General features: G+C 65.2%; 19 protein-coding genes. 10 read left to right on the forward strand and 9 right to left on the reverse strand.

Features of this window, described 5'->3' with window-relative positions; all coding sequences use genetic code 11:
* Window positions 1-3: 3 nt before the first annotated feature.
* Complete coding sequence (locus VGK27_01495) at window positions 4-1,032, reverse strand: nitronate monooxygenase family protein (GenBank protein ID HEY3488776.1); 1,029 nt, start codon at window positions 1,030-1,032, stop codon at window positions 4-6.
* Between the two features lie 118 nt (window positions 1,033-1,150).
* Between VGK27_01495 and VGK27_01500 the strand changes: the two genes are divergently transcribed.
* Genes VGK27_01500 through VGK27_01515 form a run of 4 tightly spaced genes read left to right on the forward strand, consistent with a single transcriptional unit; the run spans window position 1,151 to window position 6,246 of the window.
* Window positions 1,151-2,122 carry an NAD(P)/FAD-dependent oxidoreductase gene (locus VGK27_01500; protein ID HEY3488777.1) on the forward strand — a complete coding sequence of 324 codons (972 nt, stop codon included), beginning with the start codon at window positions 1,151-1,153 and terminating at the stop codon, window positions 2,120-2,122.
* A gap of 34 nt (window positions 2,123-2,156) precedes the next feature.
* Window positions 2,157-3,062, forward strand: a complete 906-nt coding sequence (locus tag VGK27_01505) for a diacylglycerol kinase family protein (protein HEY3488778.1) — start codon at window positions 2,157-2,159, stop codon at window positions 3,060-3,062.
* A 58-nt stretch (window positions 3,063-3,120) separates the two neighbouring features.
* Window positions 3,121-3,906, forward strand: coding sequence for a substrate-binding domain-containing protein (locus VGK27_01510; protein ID HEY3488779.1), 786 nt, complete (start codon window positions 3,121-3,123; stop codon window positions 3,904-3,906).
* A 30-nt stretch (window positions 3,907-3,936) separates the two neighbouring features.
* Window positions 3,937-6,246, forward strand: a complete 2,310-nt coding sequence (locus VGK27_01515) for a methyl-accepting chemotaxis protein (GenBank protein HEY3488780.1) — start codon at window positions 3,937-3,939, stop codon at window positions 6,244-6,246.
* A 21-nt stretch (window positions 6,247-6,267) separates the two neighbouring features.
* On the opposite strand, the gene VGK27_01520 is transcribed toward VGK27_01515, so the two are convergent.
* Entirely contained in the window at window positions 6,268-6,570 is a 303-nt protein-coding gene (locus VGK27_01520; protein HEY3488781.1) for a cupin domain-containing protein, read from the reverse strand.
* Window positions 6,571-6,599: 29 nt separating this feature from the next.
* Window positions 6,600-7,646 carry a permease gene (locus VGK27_01525; GenBank protein ID HEY3488782.1) on the reverse strand — a complete coding sequence of 349 codons (1,047 nt, stop codon included), beginning with the start codon at window positions 7,644-7,646 and terminating at the stop codon, window positions 6,600-6,602.
* 128 nt (window positions 7,647-7,774) lie between these two features.
* Between VGK27_01525 and arsB the strand changes: the two genes are divergently transcribed.
* From arsB to VGK27_01540, 3 genes are read left to right on the forward strand one after another with little or no spacing between them, the layout of a single operon-like run.
* Window positions 7,775-8,848: an ACR3 family arsenite efflux transporter gene (arsB, locus tag VGK27_01530; protein ID HEY3488783.1), complete on the forward strand. Its 1,074-nt coding sequence runs from the start codon at window positions 7,775-7,777 to the stop codon at window positions 8,846-8,848.
* Window positions 8,849-8,864: 16 nt separating this feature from the next.
* On the forward strand, window positions 8,865-9,146 hold the full coding sequence (locus VGK27_01535) for a hypothetical protein (GenBank protein HEY3488784.1): 282 nt from the start codon (window positions 8,865-8,867) through the stop codon (window positions 9,144-9,146).
* 10 nt (window positions 9,147-9,156) lie between these two features.
* Entirely contained in the window at window positions 9,157-9,852 is a 696-nt protein-coding gene (locus VGK27_01540; protein ID HEY3488785.1) for a cytochrome c biogenesis protein CcdA, read from the forward strand.
* Between the two features lie 17 nt (window positions 9,853-9,869).
* On the opposite strand, the gene VGK27_01545 is transcribed toward VGK27_01540, so the two are convergent.
* From VGK27_01545 to VGK27_01560, 4 genes are read right to left on the reverse strand one after another with little or no spacing between them, the layout of a single operon-like run.
* A complete protein-coding gene (locus tag VGK27_01545; protein ID HEY3488786.1) occupies window positions 9,870-10,562 on the reverse strand; it encodes an aromatic aminobenezylarsenical efflux permease ArsG family transporter in 693 nt (230 codons plus the stop codon).
* On the reverse strand, window positions 10,562-11,053 hold the full coding sequence (locus tag VGK27_01550) for a nitrophenyl compound nitroreductase subunit ArsF family protein (protein HEY3488787.1): 492 nt from the start codon (window positions 11,051-11,053) through the stop codon (window positions 10,562-10,564). Before VGK27_01550 ends, VGK27_01545 begins: the two co-directional genes overlap by 1 nt.
* A gap of 4 nt (window positions 11,054-11,057) precedes the next feature.
* Window positions 11,058-11,294 (reverse strand): thioredoxin family protein, encoded by a 237-nt coding sequence (locus tag VGK27_01555; GenBank protein ID HEY3488788.1) that lies wholly within the window; start codon window positions 11,292-11,294, stop codon window positions 11,058-11,060.
* Window positions 11,291-11,704: a thioredoxin family protein gene (locus tag VGK27_01560; GenBank protein ID HEY3488789.1), complete on the reverse strand. Its 414-nt coding sequence runs from the start codon at window positions 11,702-11,704 to the stop codon at window positions 11,291-11,293. The genes VGK27_01555 and VGK27_01560 overlap by 4 nt, the downstream gene beginning before the upstream one ends.
* A 155-nt stretch (window positions 11,705-11,859) precedes the next feature.
* Between VGK27_01560 and VGK27_01565 the strand changes: the two genes are divergently transcribed.
* A complete protein-coding gene (locus VGK27_01565) occupies window positions 11,860-12,276 on the forward strand; it encodes a metalloregulator ArsR/SmtB family transcription factor (GenBank protein HEY3488790.1) in 417 nt (138 codons plus the stop codon).
* A gap of 19 nt (window positions 12,277-12,295) precedes the next feature.
* Here VGK27_01565 and VGK27_01570 read toward each other — a convergent pair whose 3' ends face one another.
* The gene (locus VGK27_01570; protein HEY3488791.1) at window positions 12,296-12,460 is read right to left on the reverse strand and encodes a hypothetical protein; all 165 of its coding nucleotides are present in this window, start codon (window positions 12,458-12,460) and stop codon (window positions 12,296-12,298) included.
* 54 nt (window positions 12,461-12,514) lie between these two features.
* Window positions 12,515-12,913: a methylglyoxal synthase gene (locus tag VGK27_01575; GenBank protein ID HEY3488792.1), complete on the reverse strand. Its 399-nt coding sequence runs from the start codon at window positions 12,911-12,913 to the stop codon at window positions 12,515-12,517.
* 96 nt (window positions 12,914-13,009) lie between these two features.
* Between VGK27_01575 and VGK27_01580 the strand changes: the two genes are divergently transcribed.
* A complete protein-coding gene (locus VGK27_01580) occupies window positions 13,010-13,702 on the forward strand; it encodes a response regulator transcription factor (protein HEY3488793.1) in 693 nt (230 codons plus the stop codon).
* 7 nt (window positions 13,703-13,709) lie between these two features.
* Window positions 13,710-15,494 (forward strand): ATP-binding protein, encoded by a 1,785-nt coding sequence (locus VGK27_01585; protein ID HEY3488794.1) that lies wholly within the window; start codon window positions 13,710-13,712, stop codon window positions 15,492-15,494.
* Window positions 15,495-15,536: the final 42 nt, after the last annotated feature.

Below are 15,536 nucleotides of genomic sequence, written 5' to 3' on the forward strand. Positions count from 1 at the left end.
GGTTCAGCTCCTGGAATCGAAGGATTTCGCGGTTTCGGCGAGCGCCCGTTCGGCGCCCTCGACCAGCTCGTCGATGATTTCCTGCACAGGTTGCACTTTCTTGACGAAGGCGACGCTCTGGCCCGCCATGAGAGACCCGTGCTCGATGTCGCCGTTGACGACTGCGCGGCGCAGCGCGCCGACCCAGAACTCCTCGAGCTTGACCTGCGCCTCTTCCTTCGGCATCTCGCCCGACTTGACCTTGGTGATCAGCTCGAGCTGGAGATGGTTGAAGTCGCGCGTTCCCTCGTTGAGGATGGCGCGCACGGGGATGGTGGGAAGGGACGGGTCGAACTGGGCGGTGGGCATCGCGTCGCGCGCCGCGGCGCGGACGTAGGCCTCCTTGAAGCGCGGGTGGGCGATGCACTCCTCGGCCGCCACGAAGCGGGTGCCGAGCTGCGCGCCGGCAGCCCCCATGAGCAGGTAGTTGGCGATCATCTCGCCGGTGCCGATGCCGCCCGCCACGAAGACGGGCACGTCGGGCATGTTGAGAAGGATGTCCTGCACCAGGACGGACGTGGCGACGGGGCCGATGTGGCCGCCCGCCTCGTTCCCCTCGATGACCAGCGCGTCGGCGCCCTGCTTGACGAGCCGCTTGGCCAGCGCGAGCACCGGGGCGAACGCGATGACCTTGCAACCGGCTTCTTTCGCCCTGGCGATGTCCTTGCCCGAGGGGATGCTGCCCGCGAAGACGACGAACGGCACCTTCGCGGCGCAGACGATGTCGATATGGGCCTGATAGGACGGCGCCACCGTGATGAGGTTGACGCCGAACGGGAACTTCGTCTTTTCGCGCGTGAGGGCGATTTCCTTCTCGAGCAGCTCGGGCGGCATGTTGCCTGCCGCCAGCACGCCGAAGCCGCCGGCGTTGGAAATGGCGGAAACGAGACTGGACTCGGATACCCAGGTCATTCCCCCGCACAGGATCGCGTAGCGCACCCCGAGGAAGTCGGTCCCGCGCTTCCAGGCCTTGGGCAGATAGGTCAACTCCATGCACACCTCTCCCGCATCGTGTTCACATTAACCTGATATTTATAGCACACGTGCGCGCCGAATCGGCCATCCAAAAGGAAGTGGCGGCCTTCCGGACCCGTCTGATATATTGGCGGCCATGGTCCGCCAAAGCGAGTTATACGACATCACGGTGGTGGGGGCGGGACCGGTCGGCCTCTACGCCGCCTACTACTCCGGGCTCCGCGAGTGCAAGACCAGGCTCATCGAGATGTACCCGCAGGTCGGGGGCCGCCTCATCTCGATGTACCCCGAAAAGGAGATCTTCGACGTCGCCGGCCACCTCCGGATCGTCGCCGCCGACCTCATTTCCGAACTGACCGCCCAGGCGATGCAGTACGGGCCCACCGTCGTGCTCGACGAGCGGGTCTGCGGCCTGCGCGTCCTCGACGAGCGGCTCATCGAGCTCACCACCCAGGAAGGCGCGACCCACTACACGCAGGCGGTGGTGCTGACCGTCGGCGCCGGCGCGGCGCTCCCCCGCAAGCTCGACGTCCCCAACCTGATCTCCCTCGAGGGCAACGGCATCCACTATTACCTGCCGGCCTTCGAGCCGCTGCGGGGGCACCGGGTGCTCATCGTCGGCGGAGGGAACAGCGCTGTCGACTGGGCGATGGCGCTCGTGAACGTCGCCTCAGAGGTCACCCTGCTCAACCGCTCCTACACCTGGACCGCCCACGAGGCGATGGTCGAGAAGCTGCTCTCGTCGCGGGTCCGGGTCCGATACCCCTACTACGGTCTCAAGGCGGTGCTCGGGGACGACCGCGTCACCGGCGCCGTCATCTGGAACGAAAAAAGCGGCCTCGAGGAAACGATCGAGGTCGACGATATCGTCCTGTCGATCGGGATGCTCGCCAACATCGAGCCGTTCCGCCAGTGGGGCCTCGACATCGAGGGGGGCGGGATCAAGGTCAACACCGACATGTCGACCAACCTGCCCGGGATCTTCGCCGCCGGCGACATCGTCTCATACCATGGCAAGGTCCAGCTCATCGCCGCAGGCGCGGGCGAAGCCGCCACCGCCATCCACAGCGCCAAGGAATACATCCTCGAGGGCGTGTTGGGCCGCTAGCGATCCCGCTTCCTACCCAATCGACAATCCACCCATGATCCACGTCATCTACAACCCCGTCGCGGGGCCGAAATCGGTTCGGAAGATCGACCGGGTCCGCGGCTTTCTCTCCCGGTCGGGCGAGCCGTTCGTCGTCCTCGAGACGACGGGACCCGGCGACGCAACGCATTTCGCGCAGGAAGCGGCTTCCACCGGGGCAAAGGCGGTCGTCGCGGTCGGGGGCGACGGCACGATCAACGAGGTCGCCAACGGACTCGCCGGCAGCCCCGTGCCGCTGCTGATCCTCGCCCACGGGACGGGGAACGTCTTCGCGAAGGAGCTTTCGCTCCCGGCCGGCGTCGAGGCGACGCTCGCCCTGCTGAAATCGGGGCGCACGATCACCATTCCGCTCGCGAAGGCCGAAGGGCGCTACTTCGCCATCGTCGCCTCTGCCGGCTTCGACGCCGAAGTGGTCGAGCGCATGCGGTCGAGCCACAAGAACCGGCTCGGCATCGCCGCCTACGTATTGATGGGCATGCGCCACTTCTTCCGGTCGCAGCCGTCGCTCTGGCTCGAGTTCCCCGGGCGGGAGCGGATCGAGGCGCAGGCGGTCATCCTGTGCCGGGGGCGCATGTATGGAGGCGGGGTGGTCATGGCGCCGGACGCCGACCTGGAAAGCGAAGACCTGCATGTGATCATCCTGAAGAAGAAGGGGCGGCGGGCGCTGCTCTTCTTCGTCCTGAACGTGCTCCGCGGTAAGCACCTGGCCTCGAAAAACGTGACGCACCGCGTCACGCGGTCGCTCTGGGTGCGCAGCACGATCCCGTCGGCCGCCCAGATCGACGGCGAATACCTGGGACCGCTGCCGGCCCGCTTCGAGATGACGGACAAGACGCTGACGCTGTTCGTCCCGGATCATCCCCCGTTCCCCACTGAATTTCTTCCCCCAACCTGCCGATAACAACGCAGGGAAAAGTTTTCGCATATGCGCTTTCCCGTAATAATTTCAGGAGGGTAAGATGAAGAACAGATCGTTCCGCGTTCCCGCGCCCGCCGTCGCATGCCTTTATGTCATGATCGCCCTCGCATCGATCGCCACCCGGGGCGTCGCAGCCGAGATCAAGATCGGCGGCGGCGGCGCCGCAATGAGCACCGTTTTTGCCCCCGTCGCGGAACCGTTCGAAAAGGCGACAGGAATCCACCTCGTCGTCCTCCAGAGCACGCCGAAGGACGGTCTCGTCTCGCTGCTCAAGGGCGAGACGCAGGCGGCCGCCGCCGCGGTGCCGATCGAGAGCATGGTCAAGGGGGCCGAGGCCGACGGCCAGAAGGTCGATACGGCAACGCTCAAGTCGAATCCGGTCGCCACTAACCGGACCATCCTCCTCGTCCACAAGGACAACCCGGTCGGCAAGCTGAACAAGGAGCAGATCAAGGGCATCTTCACCGGGAAGATCGTCAACTGGAAAGAGGTCGGGGGCAAGGATCTGGCGATCATTGTCGTCTGGGGCAAGAACACGCCCGGCCAGAACGCCCAGCTCGTCAAGACCATGCTCGACGGCGCGACGGTGACCAAGGAAGTGCTCGAGAGCGGCAATTACGCCAAGGTGCGCAGCGACGTGGCGGCCAATGCCGAGGCGGTCGGAATCGACCCGCTGGGCATGGTCGACGGAACCGTCAAGGCGGTCGAGACCGAACCGGCCATGACCAGCCCGATCATCGTCGTCACCAAGGGAGATCCTTCTCCCGAGGTTCAGAAATTGATCGACTTCGTCAAGGGCGACGGCGCGAAATACGTCCGCAAGTAGACCGGACTGCGCGCCAATATCGGAGTCGGCATGAAAATCCGCACCAAGCTTTTCCTCAACATCGGCGTCACGGCGGTGGGCATCGCGATCATCGCAGGCGTGGGGTACCTGGGCATGCAATTCGTCCAGGGGAAGCTGTCGCAGCTGGTCGAGCGCTCAACGCCCTACCAGCTCAAGACGATCGAACTTCAGCGCGCACTCCAGGAGCAGACCGCAAACCTGCTCAAGGTGTCCGCCGCCTCGTCGCAGGCCGAATTTTCCGCGGCGAAAATCGATGCCGTGAATACGCACGAGGAGATAAGGCGAATCGACGGGGAGCTTGCGGCGCTCAAAACCGACGGGGGACATTCGTCGGGCGTGGGGGAGCTTGAGACGCTGACGGGGGAACTGGTCAAGACCACCGCCGACCGGCTTGCGGCGGAGGAAGGCGCCCGGGCGGCCGGGGCGCTGATGTCCGCACGCATGTCCGGAATTTCGTCGAAACTCGGCATCCTGGCAAGGCAGAGCCGGACCATCCAGAAGACGGGCACCGCGCATCTGTCCAAGGCAAAGGACAGCGCCAAGTCCGCGACAAGGCGGCTTCGCAGCGTCCAGGCAATGATGGACGCCCTGAAGGACGCCGACTACGCCTTCGCCGATATCCGTCGGGCCGACAGCAAGCGTCCGGCATTGATCGCGAAGGGAAAGTTTGCCGGCGCCATCGAACGGTTCCGCACCAGCGAGCTGACATCGGACGCGACGCCCGCCATCCGGGAAATGTTTGAAACAATCGATGCACAGGACAAGGCGGTCATGGGCTCGGGCGGGCTGCTCGAGCGGAAGAACGCGCTGCTGTCGGGCGGCAGCGACGCCGCGAAGAGGCAGTTCGATGAGGACGCGGACAAGGTCCGCCAGAAGATCAACGACGTCTCGCTCCGCGTCGACCAGGAAGTTGCGCTCACCGCCGATCGGTTCGCAGTCGAGAACCGGTCGCTCGACGACTCGCTCGCTGTTTCGAATGCGGCGGTCGACACGTTTGGCTTGGCCGGGGATCTGCTTTCGACCGGGCTTACGATCCGCAACCTCGTCGCCGGTTGCTCCACCGCGGCGACAGACAACGAACTGAAATATATCGACGGCCGTCTCAAAGAACAGTTCGCCGCCGCGACGACGCTATCGAAGTCGCTTGCCGCGCGCCTCGGCAAAGAACAAGCGGACGAGTTGAAATCCGTCAGGGCAGTCGATGCCGAATTCGGAGAAATTCGCCGGCAGCTATGGGAGGGCGATGGCGCAATTCCGAAACTGGCGCGCAAGATCTCGGTGACGGCCCGGGCCGCCGCCCTGAACGAAAAGTTGAAATCGCTGGTCGCGGCGCAGCGGGAAGCGGGCCAGAAAGGGGTCGTCGCGGCGCGTTCGGAGCAGGAGCAGGCCATCATCACCATCAACCGGGTCGTGCGATCGGGAAAGGCGACGCTCGTCGCCATCGGATTGATCGTATTCGTCGCCGGCACGCTTTTCAGCCTCCTCGTGGCCCGTGCGGTCATGAACCCTATCCAGGAGCTGGCCGACCTGGCCGAACGGTTCGGCGGGGGAGACTTCAGCGCCCGGCTCGACGATCGGCGCAACGACGAATTCGGCCTTCTCGCCGTGCACTTCAACCAAGCGTCCGGCATGCTGGGGGAAATGACCTCGCAAATCGGGTGCGCATCGCAAACCCTGGCCGGCGGTTCCGAGCGGCTTTCCGCCACGGCCGACGACCTGACGCGCGGAGCGGCCGACATTTCCGCTTCAACCCGTACCAACGCCGGGAATGCGACCGAAGCCGATCGCCTGATGGGCGACGCCCGCAAGCTCATCCAGTCGTCGAACGGGTTGATGGTCGAACTGACGGCATCTATGGAAACCATTCAGCAGGCCAGCGAACAGGCGCAGGAGATCATCAAGACGATCAATTCGGTCGCATCGCGCACCAATCTGCTGGCGCTGAACGCCGCAGTCGAGGCGGCACACGCGGGAACGGCAGGCGAAGGCTTTGCCGTGGTGGCGGAGGAGGTCAAGCGGCTCGCGGCGCAGGCGGGAGAAGCGGCAAAAAACACCGACACGCTCATCCGCGACATCGTCCGGAAGGTGCACAACGGCGGAGATCTCGTTCAGCAGGCTGCGGGCGCCTTCGGCCAAGTCGATCAGATCTCCGGCAAGATCGGGCAGATCGTCGGCGAAATCGCTGGGGCCTCGCGCGAACAGGCCGCCGGAATCGAAAAGATGCACTCGGCCGTCGAAGGGCTGGACCGGATCGCCCAGGAAAATGCCGCGGGTGCCGAGGAGCTGGCGGCAAGCGTCGCCCTGTTCCGGACGGAGTAGCGCGCTTCCGTCCGGGAGAAATCACCCCGCGCTGACGGAGACGAACGCCAGTTGCGTTCCGGCCCGCATCCCGTGCGCCTCCCCGGCCGGGGCGAATACCACGCTGCCCTTCTCCACAGGATGGGCGTCTTTTTCGGTCAGGAACCACCCTTCCCCCTCGACGACGGTCCAGACATGATCCCCGGCATGGACGTGCGGGTGAATCTCCTGGCCCGCCTCCAGGCACCACAGCGCCGTCTTGCAATGGGTTCCTTCGGCGACCGGGTGACGAACGGGACCTGTCGGATCGAACCTCGTCAATTCTCCAACCTGTCGAATCAGCATGCCTTCCTCCTTCGATGGCTTCGAACCGGCTACAGCAGAAAGTTGAACAGGTAACCTACCACCAGAATACCGGTCCCCACCACCCCGATGAAAGTTGCGATCAGCGTCGGCTTCAGAACCTTTCGCAGGATAATCATCTCGGGAAGCGACAGCGCGATGACCGCCATCATGAAGGCGAGCACGGTGCCGAGCGCGGCGCCCTTGCCCAGGAGCGCCTGGACGACAGGGATGATGCCCGCCGCGTTCGAATACATCGGGACGCCGATGAGGACCGCCAGCGGCACGGACCACCAGGCCTCGCGCCCCATGATCGACGCCATGAAGTTCTCGGGCACGTAGCCGTGGATGCCGGCGCCGACGGCGATGCCCAATATCACCCAGGGCCACACCTTGCCGACGATCTCCCGCTCCGCGTCGAGCCCGCCCCGCACCCGCTCCCGCCAGGTCATCTCGTCGTCGTCCCCATCCTCGCCCGAGGCTCCGCCTACCTTGTAAATCCAGTCCTCGACGTGCCGCTCCATCTTCAATCGGCCGATCGTCCACCCGGCGACCATCGCGATGAGCAGTCCGGTGCCCAAGTAGAGGGCGGCGACCTTCCAGCCGAACAGGCCGAAGAGCAGCACCAGCGCGACCTCGTTGACCATCGGGGTGGAGATCAGGAAGGAAAAGGTGACGCCCAGCGGGACGCCCGCCGTGACGAAGCCGATAAAAAGCGGCACGGCCGAGCAGGAGCAGAAGGGCGTGACGATCCCGAGCAGCGCGGCGGCGACGTTCCCGAACGTCTCCCGCCGGCCGGACAGGATCCGGCGGGCGCGCTCCGGGGTGAAGAACGTCCGGACGACGCCGACGCCGAAAACGACCAGCGCGAGCAGCATCAGCACCTTGGGCGTATCATAGAGGAAGAAATCGACCGACGAGGCGAGTCGCGACCCGGGCTCGAGCGCCAGCAGTTTGTATGTGATCGCCTTCGACAGGAGCGCGAGCCGCCTGTAGACCATCCACCAGAGGATGAGCGACAGCACGCCGACGGAAAACAGCTCGGGGAATCCGACGGTCGATCCCTTTTCGTTTTGCATCGCATGCCCTCCCCATCCAATGGCGCTCAAATGGCGCACCGGGGTTCAGGCTACCTTTTCATATCGTCATATGTCAATATGACATGGATACGAAAGCCGCATCGTGAACGGAAACGGAGGCACGACGCATGTCCGAAGGCATCTCGGGAAAACTTTCCTTCCTCGACCGCTGGCTCACGTTCTGGATCTTCGCCGCCATGGCGCTGGGCGTGGGGCTCGGCTATTCCATACCGGGCATGGAGGACTTCGTCAACGGGTTCCAGGTCGGCACGACCAACCTCCCCATCGCAGCCGGGCTGATCCTCATGATGTACCCCCCTTTCGCCAAGGTGAAGTACGAGGACATGCCCGAGGTCTTCCGGAACAAGAAGATCCTGGGGCTTTCTCTGGTGCAGAACTGGCTGGTCGGTCCGGTGCTGATGTTCGTCCTCGCCGCGCTTCTGCTGCCCGACAAGCCGGACTACCTGGTGGGATTGATCTTGATCGGCCTGGCGCGCTGCATCGCCATGGTCATCGTCTGGAACGAGCTGGCCAAGGGGAACACCGAATATGCCGCGGGGCTGGTCGCCTTCAACAGCATCTTCCAGGTGCTCTTCTACAGCGTCTACGCCTGGTTCTTCATCACGATCCTCCCGCCGCTGGCGGGTTTGCGGGGCGTCGAAGTGAATATCGGGATCGGGCAGATCGCGAAGAGCGTGTTCATCTACCTCGGTATCCCCTGCATCGCCGGTGCCCTGACCCGCCTGATCGGGGTGAAGGTCATGGGCAAGGAACGCTATCACCGGGAAGTGGTGCCCAGAATCAGCCCGCTGACGCTGGTCGCCCTGCTGTTCACGATCGTGGCCATGTTCAGCCTCAAGGGAAAACTGATCGTGCAACTGCCCATGGACGTGGTGCGGATCGCGATCCCGCTTTGCATCTATTTCATCGTAATGTTCCTCGTCTCCTTCTGGATGGGAAAAAGGATGGGGGCCGACTACGGCAAGACGGCCACGCTGGCCTTCACCGCCGCCAGCAACAATTTCGAGTTGGCCATCGCCGTGGCGGTGGCGGTCTTCGGCATCAACTCGGGGGCAGCTTTTGCGGCCGTCATCGGACCACTGGTCGAGGTGCCGGTGATGATCGGGCTCGTGAATGTGGCATTCTGGTTACAAAGACGCTGGTTCGCGCCGGCGGGATCCTCCGCATGCGCAAGCCGATGATCGAAAGGAGAAAAGCATGACCATGGAACAAGAAGAGAAAGGGACTACCTCCCCGGGCACGGTCGAGGCGGACTCGACGGAAAGCACGCAGGACTGCGGGCCGGGTTGCTGCTGCGGGGCACCGGGTGGGAAAGGCCACAGGACCCTCAAGATCGCCGTCTGCATCGCGGTGATCGCGGCGGTCGCCGCAATCCTGTTCTACAAGACGACCAGCGCCCGTCCCAAGGCGGGAAGCGGCCTGTGCTGCCCCGCGTCCGGCGGCAACTGCGAAACGAGCAACCCCGCCCCCCGCAAGTGAGGGGATGACCGTGGTCGGTCATTTCGTTTCCCTGCTGCAGGGTTCGGCCGGCCGGCCGGTCGGGTTTTTCTTCGCCCTGGTCCTGGGCACGGTGAGCGCCGCCGCCAGCGCCTGCTGCACGCTGCCTGCGATGGGCATCCTCATCGGCTACTCCGGGGCGCGGCAAGAGAAGGACCGCCGGACTGCGGCCATCTCCGCCCTCTCCTTCATGGCGGGAACCATCCTGTCGCTGATGATCATCGGCGCCCTGGCCGGCCTGTTCGGACAGGTCGCGCAAAACTCCCTCGGGGGCTACTGGAAGCCGTTCGCCGGCATCGTTGCCATCGTCTTCGGTCTCGCGACGCTGAAGCTGCTCCCCTTCGACCTCTCGCCGGCATTCCTCGGAAATTCAGCGAAGGGGTCCGGAAAGCTGGGAACGGCGACGGGGGGGCTGCTATTGGGAGGAGGGCTGGCTGCCTGCTCCCTGCCCTGCAACCCCGGCATCTTCATCGTGATCGGGGCGGCGGTCCTGCAGGGGCAGGTTCTGTGGGGCGCGCTGATGCTCGCCATGTTCGCGGTCGGATTCAGTCTCCCGATGGGTGCAGTATTGCTCGGTGTCTCCCTCGGCAAGACGGCGCTGCCGGACCGGAACGCGGAAACGGCAATCCGCCGGATTTCCGGGGGCATCCTCCTGGCGGCGGGATTCTATCTGCTGGCATCTTCCTGAACAAATTCGAACCGGATTCAGAACAGCTCGAACGTGTAGCGCAACGTGAAAAAGACGCCCGCGGCGATGAAGACGGCGCCGGTAACCTTGCGCGCCACGCCTTCGGCCCTCCCGACCTTGTCGAAGAGCGACCCGACCGACTTCGCGCCCATCGCGATGAGCAACGCGAACAGCGCCGCCGGGGCGCCTGTGCCCACGCCATAAAGCAGCGGGAAGAGCACCGGTGCGTTGTGCGTGACTGCCAGCGGAACCAGGCTGCCCAGGAACAGGGCACCCGAGATCGGGCAGAAGGAGAGCGCGAACAGCGCCCCCAGCAGGAACGCACCCGGCACGCCCCCCTGCGCCGCCCATTCCTTGAGGCGCGCGCCCCGCGCGCTGCCCGAGCCGGCCTCGAACGCCAGCAGCCCGAGCAGCAGCATCCCGACGAGGATGAGAATCGGTCCCAGGATCGCGTTCATCCAGCGTTGCAGGAACGTGGAAAGCGACGGGGCCGAAAGCAGTCCTCCGGCGAGAAGCACGCCGAGCGCGACGTAGGTCGCCACCCGACCGGCGACGTAGGCGAGCCCCGCGAGCGTGACCCGCAACGGGTGGGAATATTGACGCCCGATGAAGGAGACGGCGGCGATATTGGTGGTCAGCGGACAGGGGCTGATGGCGGTCAGGACCCCCAGCCACAACGCCGTTCCCGCGCCAAGGGCATAGCCGTCCATCATTTTCCTGCGCCGGCGAGGAAGCCGGAAACGTTTTCGCGGATGTATTTCGAGAACGCCGGCGCGTCGTCGAGCAAGGTCCAGACCTGATCGAGATTCTTCCAGCGGCCGCCCGCGCCGGCGCGGCCGTCGACCAAGACGACCGCGGAGCCGGTCAGGGCGTAGTCCTTGACGTAGTGCGCATTGCCCGGCTGGTCGACGTCGATCACGACCTGGGCAATCCGCCCCGCCGAAAGATCGGCGGCGAATGCTTCCTCGATGGTCTTATTCGAAAGCGCCTCGATCCTGTTGCAGGAGACGCAGCGGACGCGGCCGTGGAAATAATAGACGACGACCCGGTTCGCGATCGTCGCGCCGGCAGCCGCCTTGTTTCCGGCGGAAACGGGCGCATCGGGCGGGGCGGCCTTGCGGGACGCCCGGACGCCGACCCATGCGATTCCTGCGGCGACGAAGAGAAGCAGCAGCACGGTCAGGGCTTTCCTCGGGTTCATGGCGTCAGCCCGCCAGGATGGCGGCCAGCTCTGCCGCATCCGGAATGCGCCCGGACACCTTGATCACGCCGTCGACGGACAGCGCGGGCGTCAGCATCACGCCGGCCTTGACGATTTCTGCGATGTCGGTGACCTTGTCGAGCGTATAGGGGATGCTTCCCTGCTTCGCGGCGGACTCTGCCGCTTCCGCGAGTTTCTTGCACTTTGGGCATCCGGTTCCGTAGACGAGCAGTTTCTTCATTTCCGCTTCTCCTTGATGCCCATCCGGGCGAGCTGGTCGCGTATTTCCTTGTAGGGCAGCGGGCCGACCTTGCGGAATGCCTCCTTGCCCGTCGCGTCGAAGAATACCAGCAGCGGGATCATCTCGACCTGGTACCGTTCGACCAGCGCGCCCTCGAGATTCACGTGGACCCACCGGACGGCAACCCGGTCGCCGTAGGCCGCCTCGACCTCCTTCAGCGTTGCCGTCTGTTGCTTGCACTGCCTGCAGAAGCCCAGGCCGAAGTCGGCGACGACCGGCTTGTGATCTTCGCGGGCGATGGCCGCGGGGTCCCTTCTTTCGGTCTCGGCCGAAAAGGATCCGGTGACCGAAGCCGCGACAAGGATGAAGGGCAAAAGAAGCAGGAACGCCCAGCGTCGTAAAAAGACCAAATGATATCCCCCCGTGACCTCAGGCTACGGCCATGGTCCTTCATAGCCGGGCCGATGTCAATTCGTCATTTGGCGATACGACGTGAGCAGCGCTTGTCGCCCATGGCCGTCCGGGTTATCGTAATGGAAGAGACGGATTCCGCGAGGAGTGGACCATGAGCTTGCGCGCATATGAAACGGCCATGAAGGCCGCCGCCGACCCGACCCGCGTCCGCATCCTGAAGATGCTCGAGGACGGGGAGATGTGCGTCTGCCAGATCATCGCCGTCCTGTCCTTGAGCCAGTCGACCGTGTCGAAGCACCTCTTCCTCCTGCGGGCGGCAGGCTTCGTCCGCGACCGGAAGGACAAGAAGTGGATCTATTACACGCTCGACCGGGAGCAGGAGAATCCGTTCGCGGCCAAGGTGCTCAAGTCGCTCCGGAAATGGCTGGACGATGATCCCGTCATCGCCGCCGACCGGAAGCGCATGGCGCTCGCAAGGGAACTCGGGCCCGAAGGGGTGATCGCCGGGCAGATGAAAATCGGCCCGTGCGGCCCCGGGTGCGCTCCGGGCAAACGGAAACCCAAATAACGCCGGGAACGGATACCCTTCACGCGGGGTAGACGTCCGACTCCTCGCACGCCCGGCAGTAGCCGGCCTGGCCCTCGATCGCCGTTTCGGCGTCGTATTCGATCGGGATTCCACACCCGCAGCAAAGGCCCGTCGGTAACTCGTCCGTTTCCTCGTACAGGATGCTCAGGTCGATCGCTTCCATGGCATGGCCTCCCGTCTCTCTTCGATGCCGCGCAGAAGGGCATCGTTCCGGAAGCTACGCGTGGCCCTCATGGGCGCGCCGCCCATTGAACAGCGGCGACGAGATGAGGAAATCGGCGGTGCGCCGGTTGCAGGCGGAGGGCAGGTTGTGCAGCACCGCCAGCCGAAGCAGCGCCTTCACGTCCACGTCGTGCGGCTGCGGCGCCAGCGGGTCCCACAGGAAGACCAGGAAGTCGACCTTGTGCTCGGCGATCATCGCACCGACCTGCGCGTCGCCCCCTTCCGGCCCGTGCATCAGCAGGTTCACGGGGAGCCCGACTTCCCGGATAATCTCCTCGCCTGTCGATTTCGTGGCCCAAAGCTCACGCGTCGAGAGCGGTTTCCGGTTGTACTCCACCCACTCGATCATGTCTTTCTTCTTCGCGTCGTGCGCAATCAGGACGATCCGTTGCATGGCGCCTCCCTTGGTCTGCCGCGATCCGGGCACGGAATCGATTATCGCGCGATATTTATGAATATAATGTGTGAACCGCTGCCGTCGGAGGAACCGTTGGCCAAGACCGTCCTCATCATCGAGGATGAACAGGAGATCCGGGACCTCCTCGCGCACTACCTGCGCAAGGAAGGGTTCCTGCCCATCGTCGCCCCGGACGGGGAGACGGGGCTCGCGCTCGTCCGCTCGGAGCGCCCCGACATGATCCTCCTCGATATCATGCTGCCGAAGATGGACGGCCTCGAGCTGCTCCGGATCGTCCGCGCCGATCCCGCCGTCGCCCGCACGCCGCTGCTCATGCTCACCGCCAAGGGCGACGAGACCGACCGGGTCGTCGGCCTCGAGCTGGGCGCCGACGACTACATCCTCAAACCGTTCAGCCCGCGCGAGGTGGTCGCGCGCATCAAGGCGATCTTTCGCCGGAGCGGCGGGCCGCCGCCCGATCTGCTGGCCGACAAGGTCTACGCCTACCGCGGTCTCCGGATGGACCTGGCGCGCCACGAGGTCCGGGACGACGGCCTTCCTGTCTCCCTCACCACCAAGGAATTCCGCATCCTCGAGGCGCTGCTCGGCGCCGTCGGGCGCGTGCTGTCGCGCGAAGCGATCCTGCAAAAAGTCTGGGGAGGAGACACCTACGTCACCGACCGGACCGTCGACGTCCATGTGGCCAAGCTCCGCCAGAAGATCCCCCTGCTCGTGAAAGCCATCGAGACCGTCAAGGACGTGGGCTACAAGCTGAGGGAGGACTGATCCCGACGTGCCGCGACGCTCCTCGCTCGCCTTCAAGTTCTTCCTGACCTATTTCGTCATCACGGCCGCCGCCCTCGGCATCGCCGGCACGGCCGGCTACCTCCAGTTCCGCAGGTTCGCCCTTGAGGAAACCGACCGGCAGCTTTTGCGCCAGGCCCGGGTGCTTTCCGAATCGGTGCGTCCGATGATCGAGTCGGTCCCCGCCGATCCGGCCCGGATCGCCGCCGAGGTGGACCGGCTGGGGCGGGGGCTCGATCTCCGGATGACGGTCGTCCGCCCCGACGGCGTGGTGATCGCCGATTCCGCCATCGGCGCCGCCGGCGTCCCCGACATGGAGAACCACGGGGACCGCGAGGAGATCCGCGAGGCGCTTTCGGGGACGGTCGGCTACGCCTCCCGCCGAAGCATCACGGAGAAGACCGACGAGCACTACGCGGCGGTTTCCATCCGGGCCGCCGGGAAGATCGTCGGGGTCGCCCGGGTCTCCCTGCGTCTCGCCGGCATGGAGACGGGACTCGCCCACATCCGCAACTACACGCTGGCGACCGGCTTCGCCGCCCTGCTGGTCATGCTGGCGGGCACCGCGGTGCGGGCCCGGCAGGTCACCGGCCCCCTCGACACGATGCGCGCGGCCGTCGGCGCGTTCGCAGGAGGAAATCTGGCGCAACGCGTGTCGGTCGATACGGGCGACGAGCTCGAGGAGATGGCCGACGGACTCAACGCCATGGCCGACCGGCTCGAGCAGACGATCCTGCAGCTCGACGCGGGGAAGGCCCGCCTGGCGACGCTGCTGGAAAACCTCTCCGAAGGCGTCCTCGTCATCGGGCAAGACCGATCGGTCCGGATGGTCAACCGGGAGGCGATCGCCCTGCTCGGGATCACGGGAGAAGTCGCGGGCCACCCGTATACCGATATCATCCGAAGCCCCGAGCTGCTTTCGTGCCTCGACGCGCTGCAACGCGGCACCGCATTGCATGCCCGGGACATCACGCTCGCCTCCCGGGACGGCAAGGCACGCACGCTCCGGGTAACCGGCACCTCCGTCTCCTACCGGGACGACGAGATCCGGGACCTGCTGCTGACGCTGCGCGACATCACCGAGGAAAAACGGCTGGCACAGATCAAGAGCGAGTTCGTCTCGAACGCCTCGCACGAGCTGCGGACGCCGCTCACCAACATCCGGGGCTACCTGGAGGCGGTTCAGGACGCCCTGCGGGAGGGGCAGCCGGTGAATACTTCCTTCCTCGACACCGCCCACGCGAACGCCCTGCGGATGGAACTGCTCGTCGGCGACCTGCTCGAGCTGTCGCGGGCCGAATCGGGCAGCATCCCGCTGATGATCGAGGAGCTGCCGATCGTGGCATTCCTCGAGAGCGTGGTCGCCCCGATGCGCCCGGCGATCGATCGGGCGGGGGTCACCCTGGTCGTCTCCGGCGCCGACGCCCCGCTCCGGGCCGATTTCCGGAAATTGTCCGTGGCGCTGTCCAACCTGCTCGAGAACGCCGTCAAGTACGGCCGGCCCGAGGGGACAATCTCGTTGAGCGGAGAGCTCTCGGGGCATGAGTGCCTGTTCGAGGTCGCCGACGACGGGCCCGGCATCGCCCCCGAGCATCTCCCGCGCATCTTCGAGCGGTTCTACCGGGTCGAGAAGGGGCGTTCTCGCCAGTTGGGGGGCACGGGCCTCGGGCTCTCGATCGTGAAGCACATCGTCGAATCGCACGGGGGCGCCGTCTCGGTCGAGAGCCAGGTCGGGGTCGGCACGCGCTTCCGGATCCGGATTCCGGCGGGATGACCCGGGCCGAGAGAAAGTCCCCGTTTACGATAAAGAAATTTC

The sequence above is a fragment of the Candidatus Deferrimicrobiaceae bacterium genome (assembly GCA_036504035.1).
Taxonomy (GTDB): domain Bacteria; phylum Desulfobacterota; class Deferrimicrobia; order Deferrimicrobiales; family Deferrimicrobiaceae; genus JANXPS01.

Excerpts from the sequence above, each read along its gene's own strand:
- VGK27_01495 (HEY3488776.1), bottom strand. The coding sequence starts at position 1,032 with ATGGAGTTGACCTATCTGCCCAAGGCCTGGAAGCGCGGGACCGACTTC.
- VGK27_01500 (HEY3488777.1), top strand. The coding sequence starts at position 1,151 with ATGGTCCGCCAAAGCGAGTTATACGACATCACGGTGGTGGGGGCGGGA.
- VGK27_01505 (HEY3488778.1), top strand. The coding sequence starts at position 2,157 with ATGATCCACGTCATCTACAACCCCGTCGCGGGGCCGAAATCGGTTCGG.
- VGK27_01510 (HEY3488779.1), top strand. The coding sequence starts at position 3,121 with ATGAAGAACAGATCGTTCCGCGTTCCCGCGCCCGCCGTCGCATGCCTT.
- VGK27_01515 (HEY3488780.1), top strand. The coding sequence starts at position 3,937 with ATGAAAATCCGCACCAAGCTTTTCCTCAACATCGGCGTCACGGCGGTG.
- VGK27_01520 (HEY3488781.1), bottom strand. The coding sequence starts at position 6,570 with ATGCTGATTCGACAGGTTGGAGAATTGACGAGGTTCGATCCGACAGGT.
- VGK27_01525 (HEY3488782.1), bottom strand. The coding sequence starts at position 7,646 with ATGCAAAACGAAAAGGGATCGACCGTCGGATTCCCCGAGCTGTTTTCC.
- arsB (HEY3488783.1), top strand. The coding sequence starts at position 7,775 with ATGTCCGAAGGCATCTCGGGAAAACTTTCCTTCCTCGACCGCTGGCTC.
- VGK27_01535 (HEY3488784.1), top strand. The coding sequence starts at position 8,865 with ATGACCATGGAACAAGAAGAGAAAGGGACTACCTCCCCGGGCACGGTC.
- VGK27_01545 (HEY3488786.1), bottom strand. The coding sequence starts at position 10,562 with ATGGACGGCTATGCCCTTGGCGCGGGAACGGCGTTGTGGCTGGGGGTC.
- VGK27_01550 (HEY3488787.1), bottom strand. The coding sequence starts at position 11,053 with ATGAACCCGAGGAAAGCCCTGACCGTGCTGCTGCTTCTCTTCGTCGCC.
- VGK27_01555 (HEY3488788.1), bottom strand. The coding sequence starts at position 11,294 with ATGAAGAAACTGCTCGTCTACGGAACCGGATGCCCAAAGTGCAAGAAA.
- VGK27_01565 (HEY3488790.1), top strand. The coding sequence starts at position 11,860 with ATGAGCTTGCGCGCATATGAAACGGCCATGAAGGCCGCCGCCGACCCG.
- VGK27_01570 (HEY3488791.1), bottom strand. The coding sequence starts at position 12,460 with ATGGAAGCGATCGACCTGAGCATCCTGTACGAGGAAACGGACGAGTTA.
- VGK27_01575 (HEY3488792.1), bottom strand. The coding sequence starts at position 12,913 with ATGCAACGGATCGTCCTGATTGCGCACGACGCGAAGAAGAAAGACATG.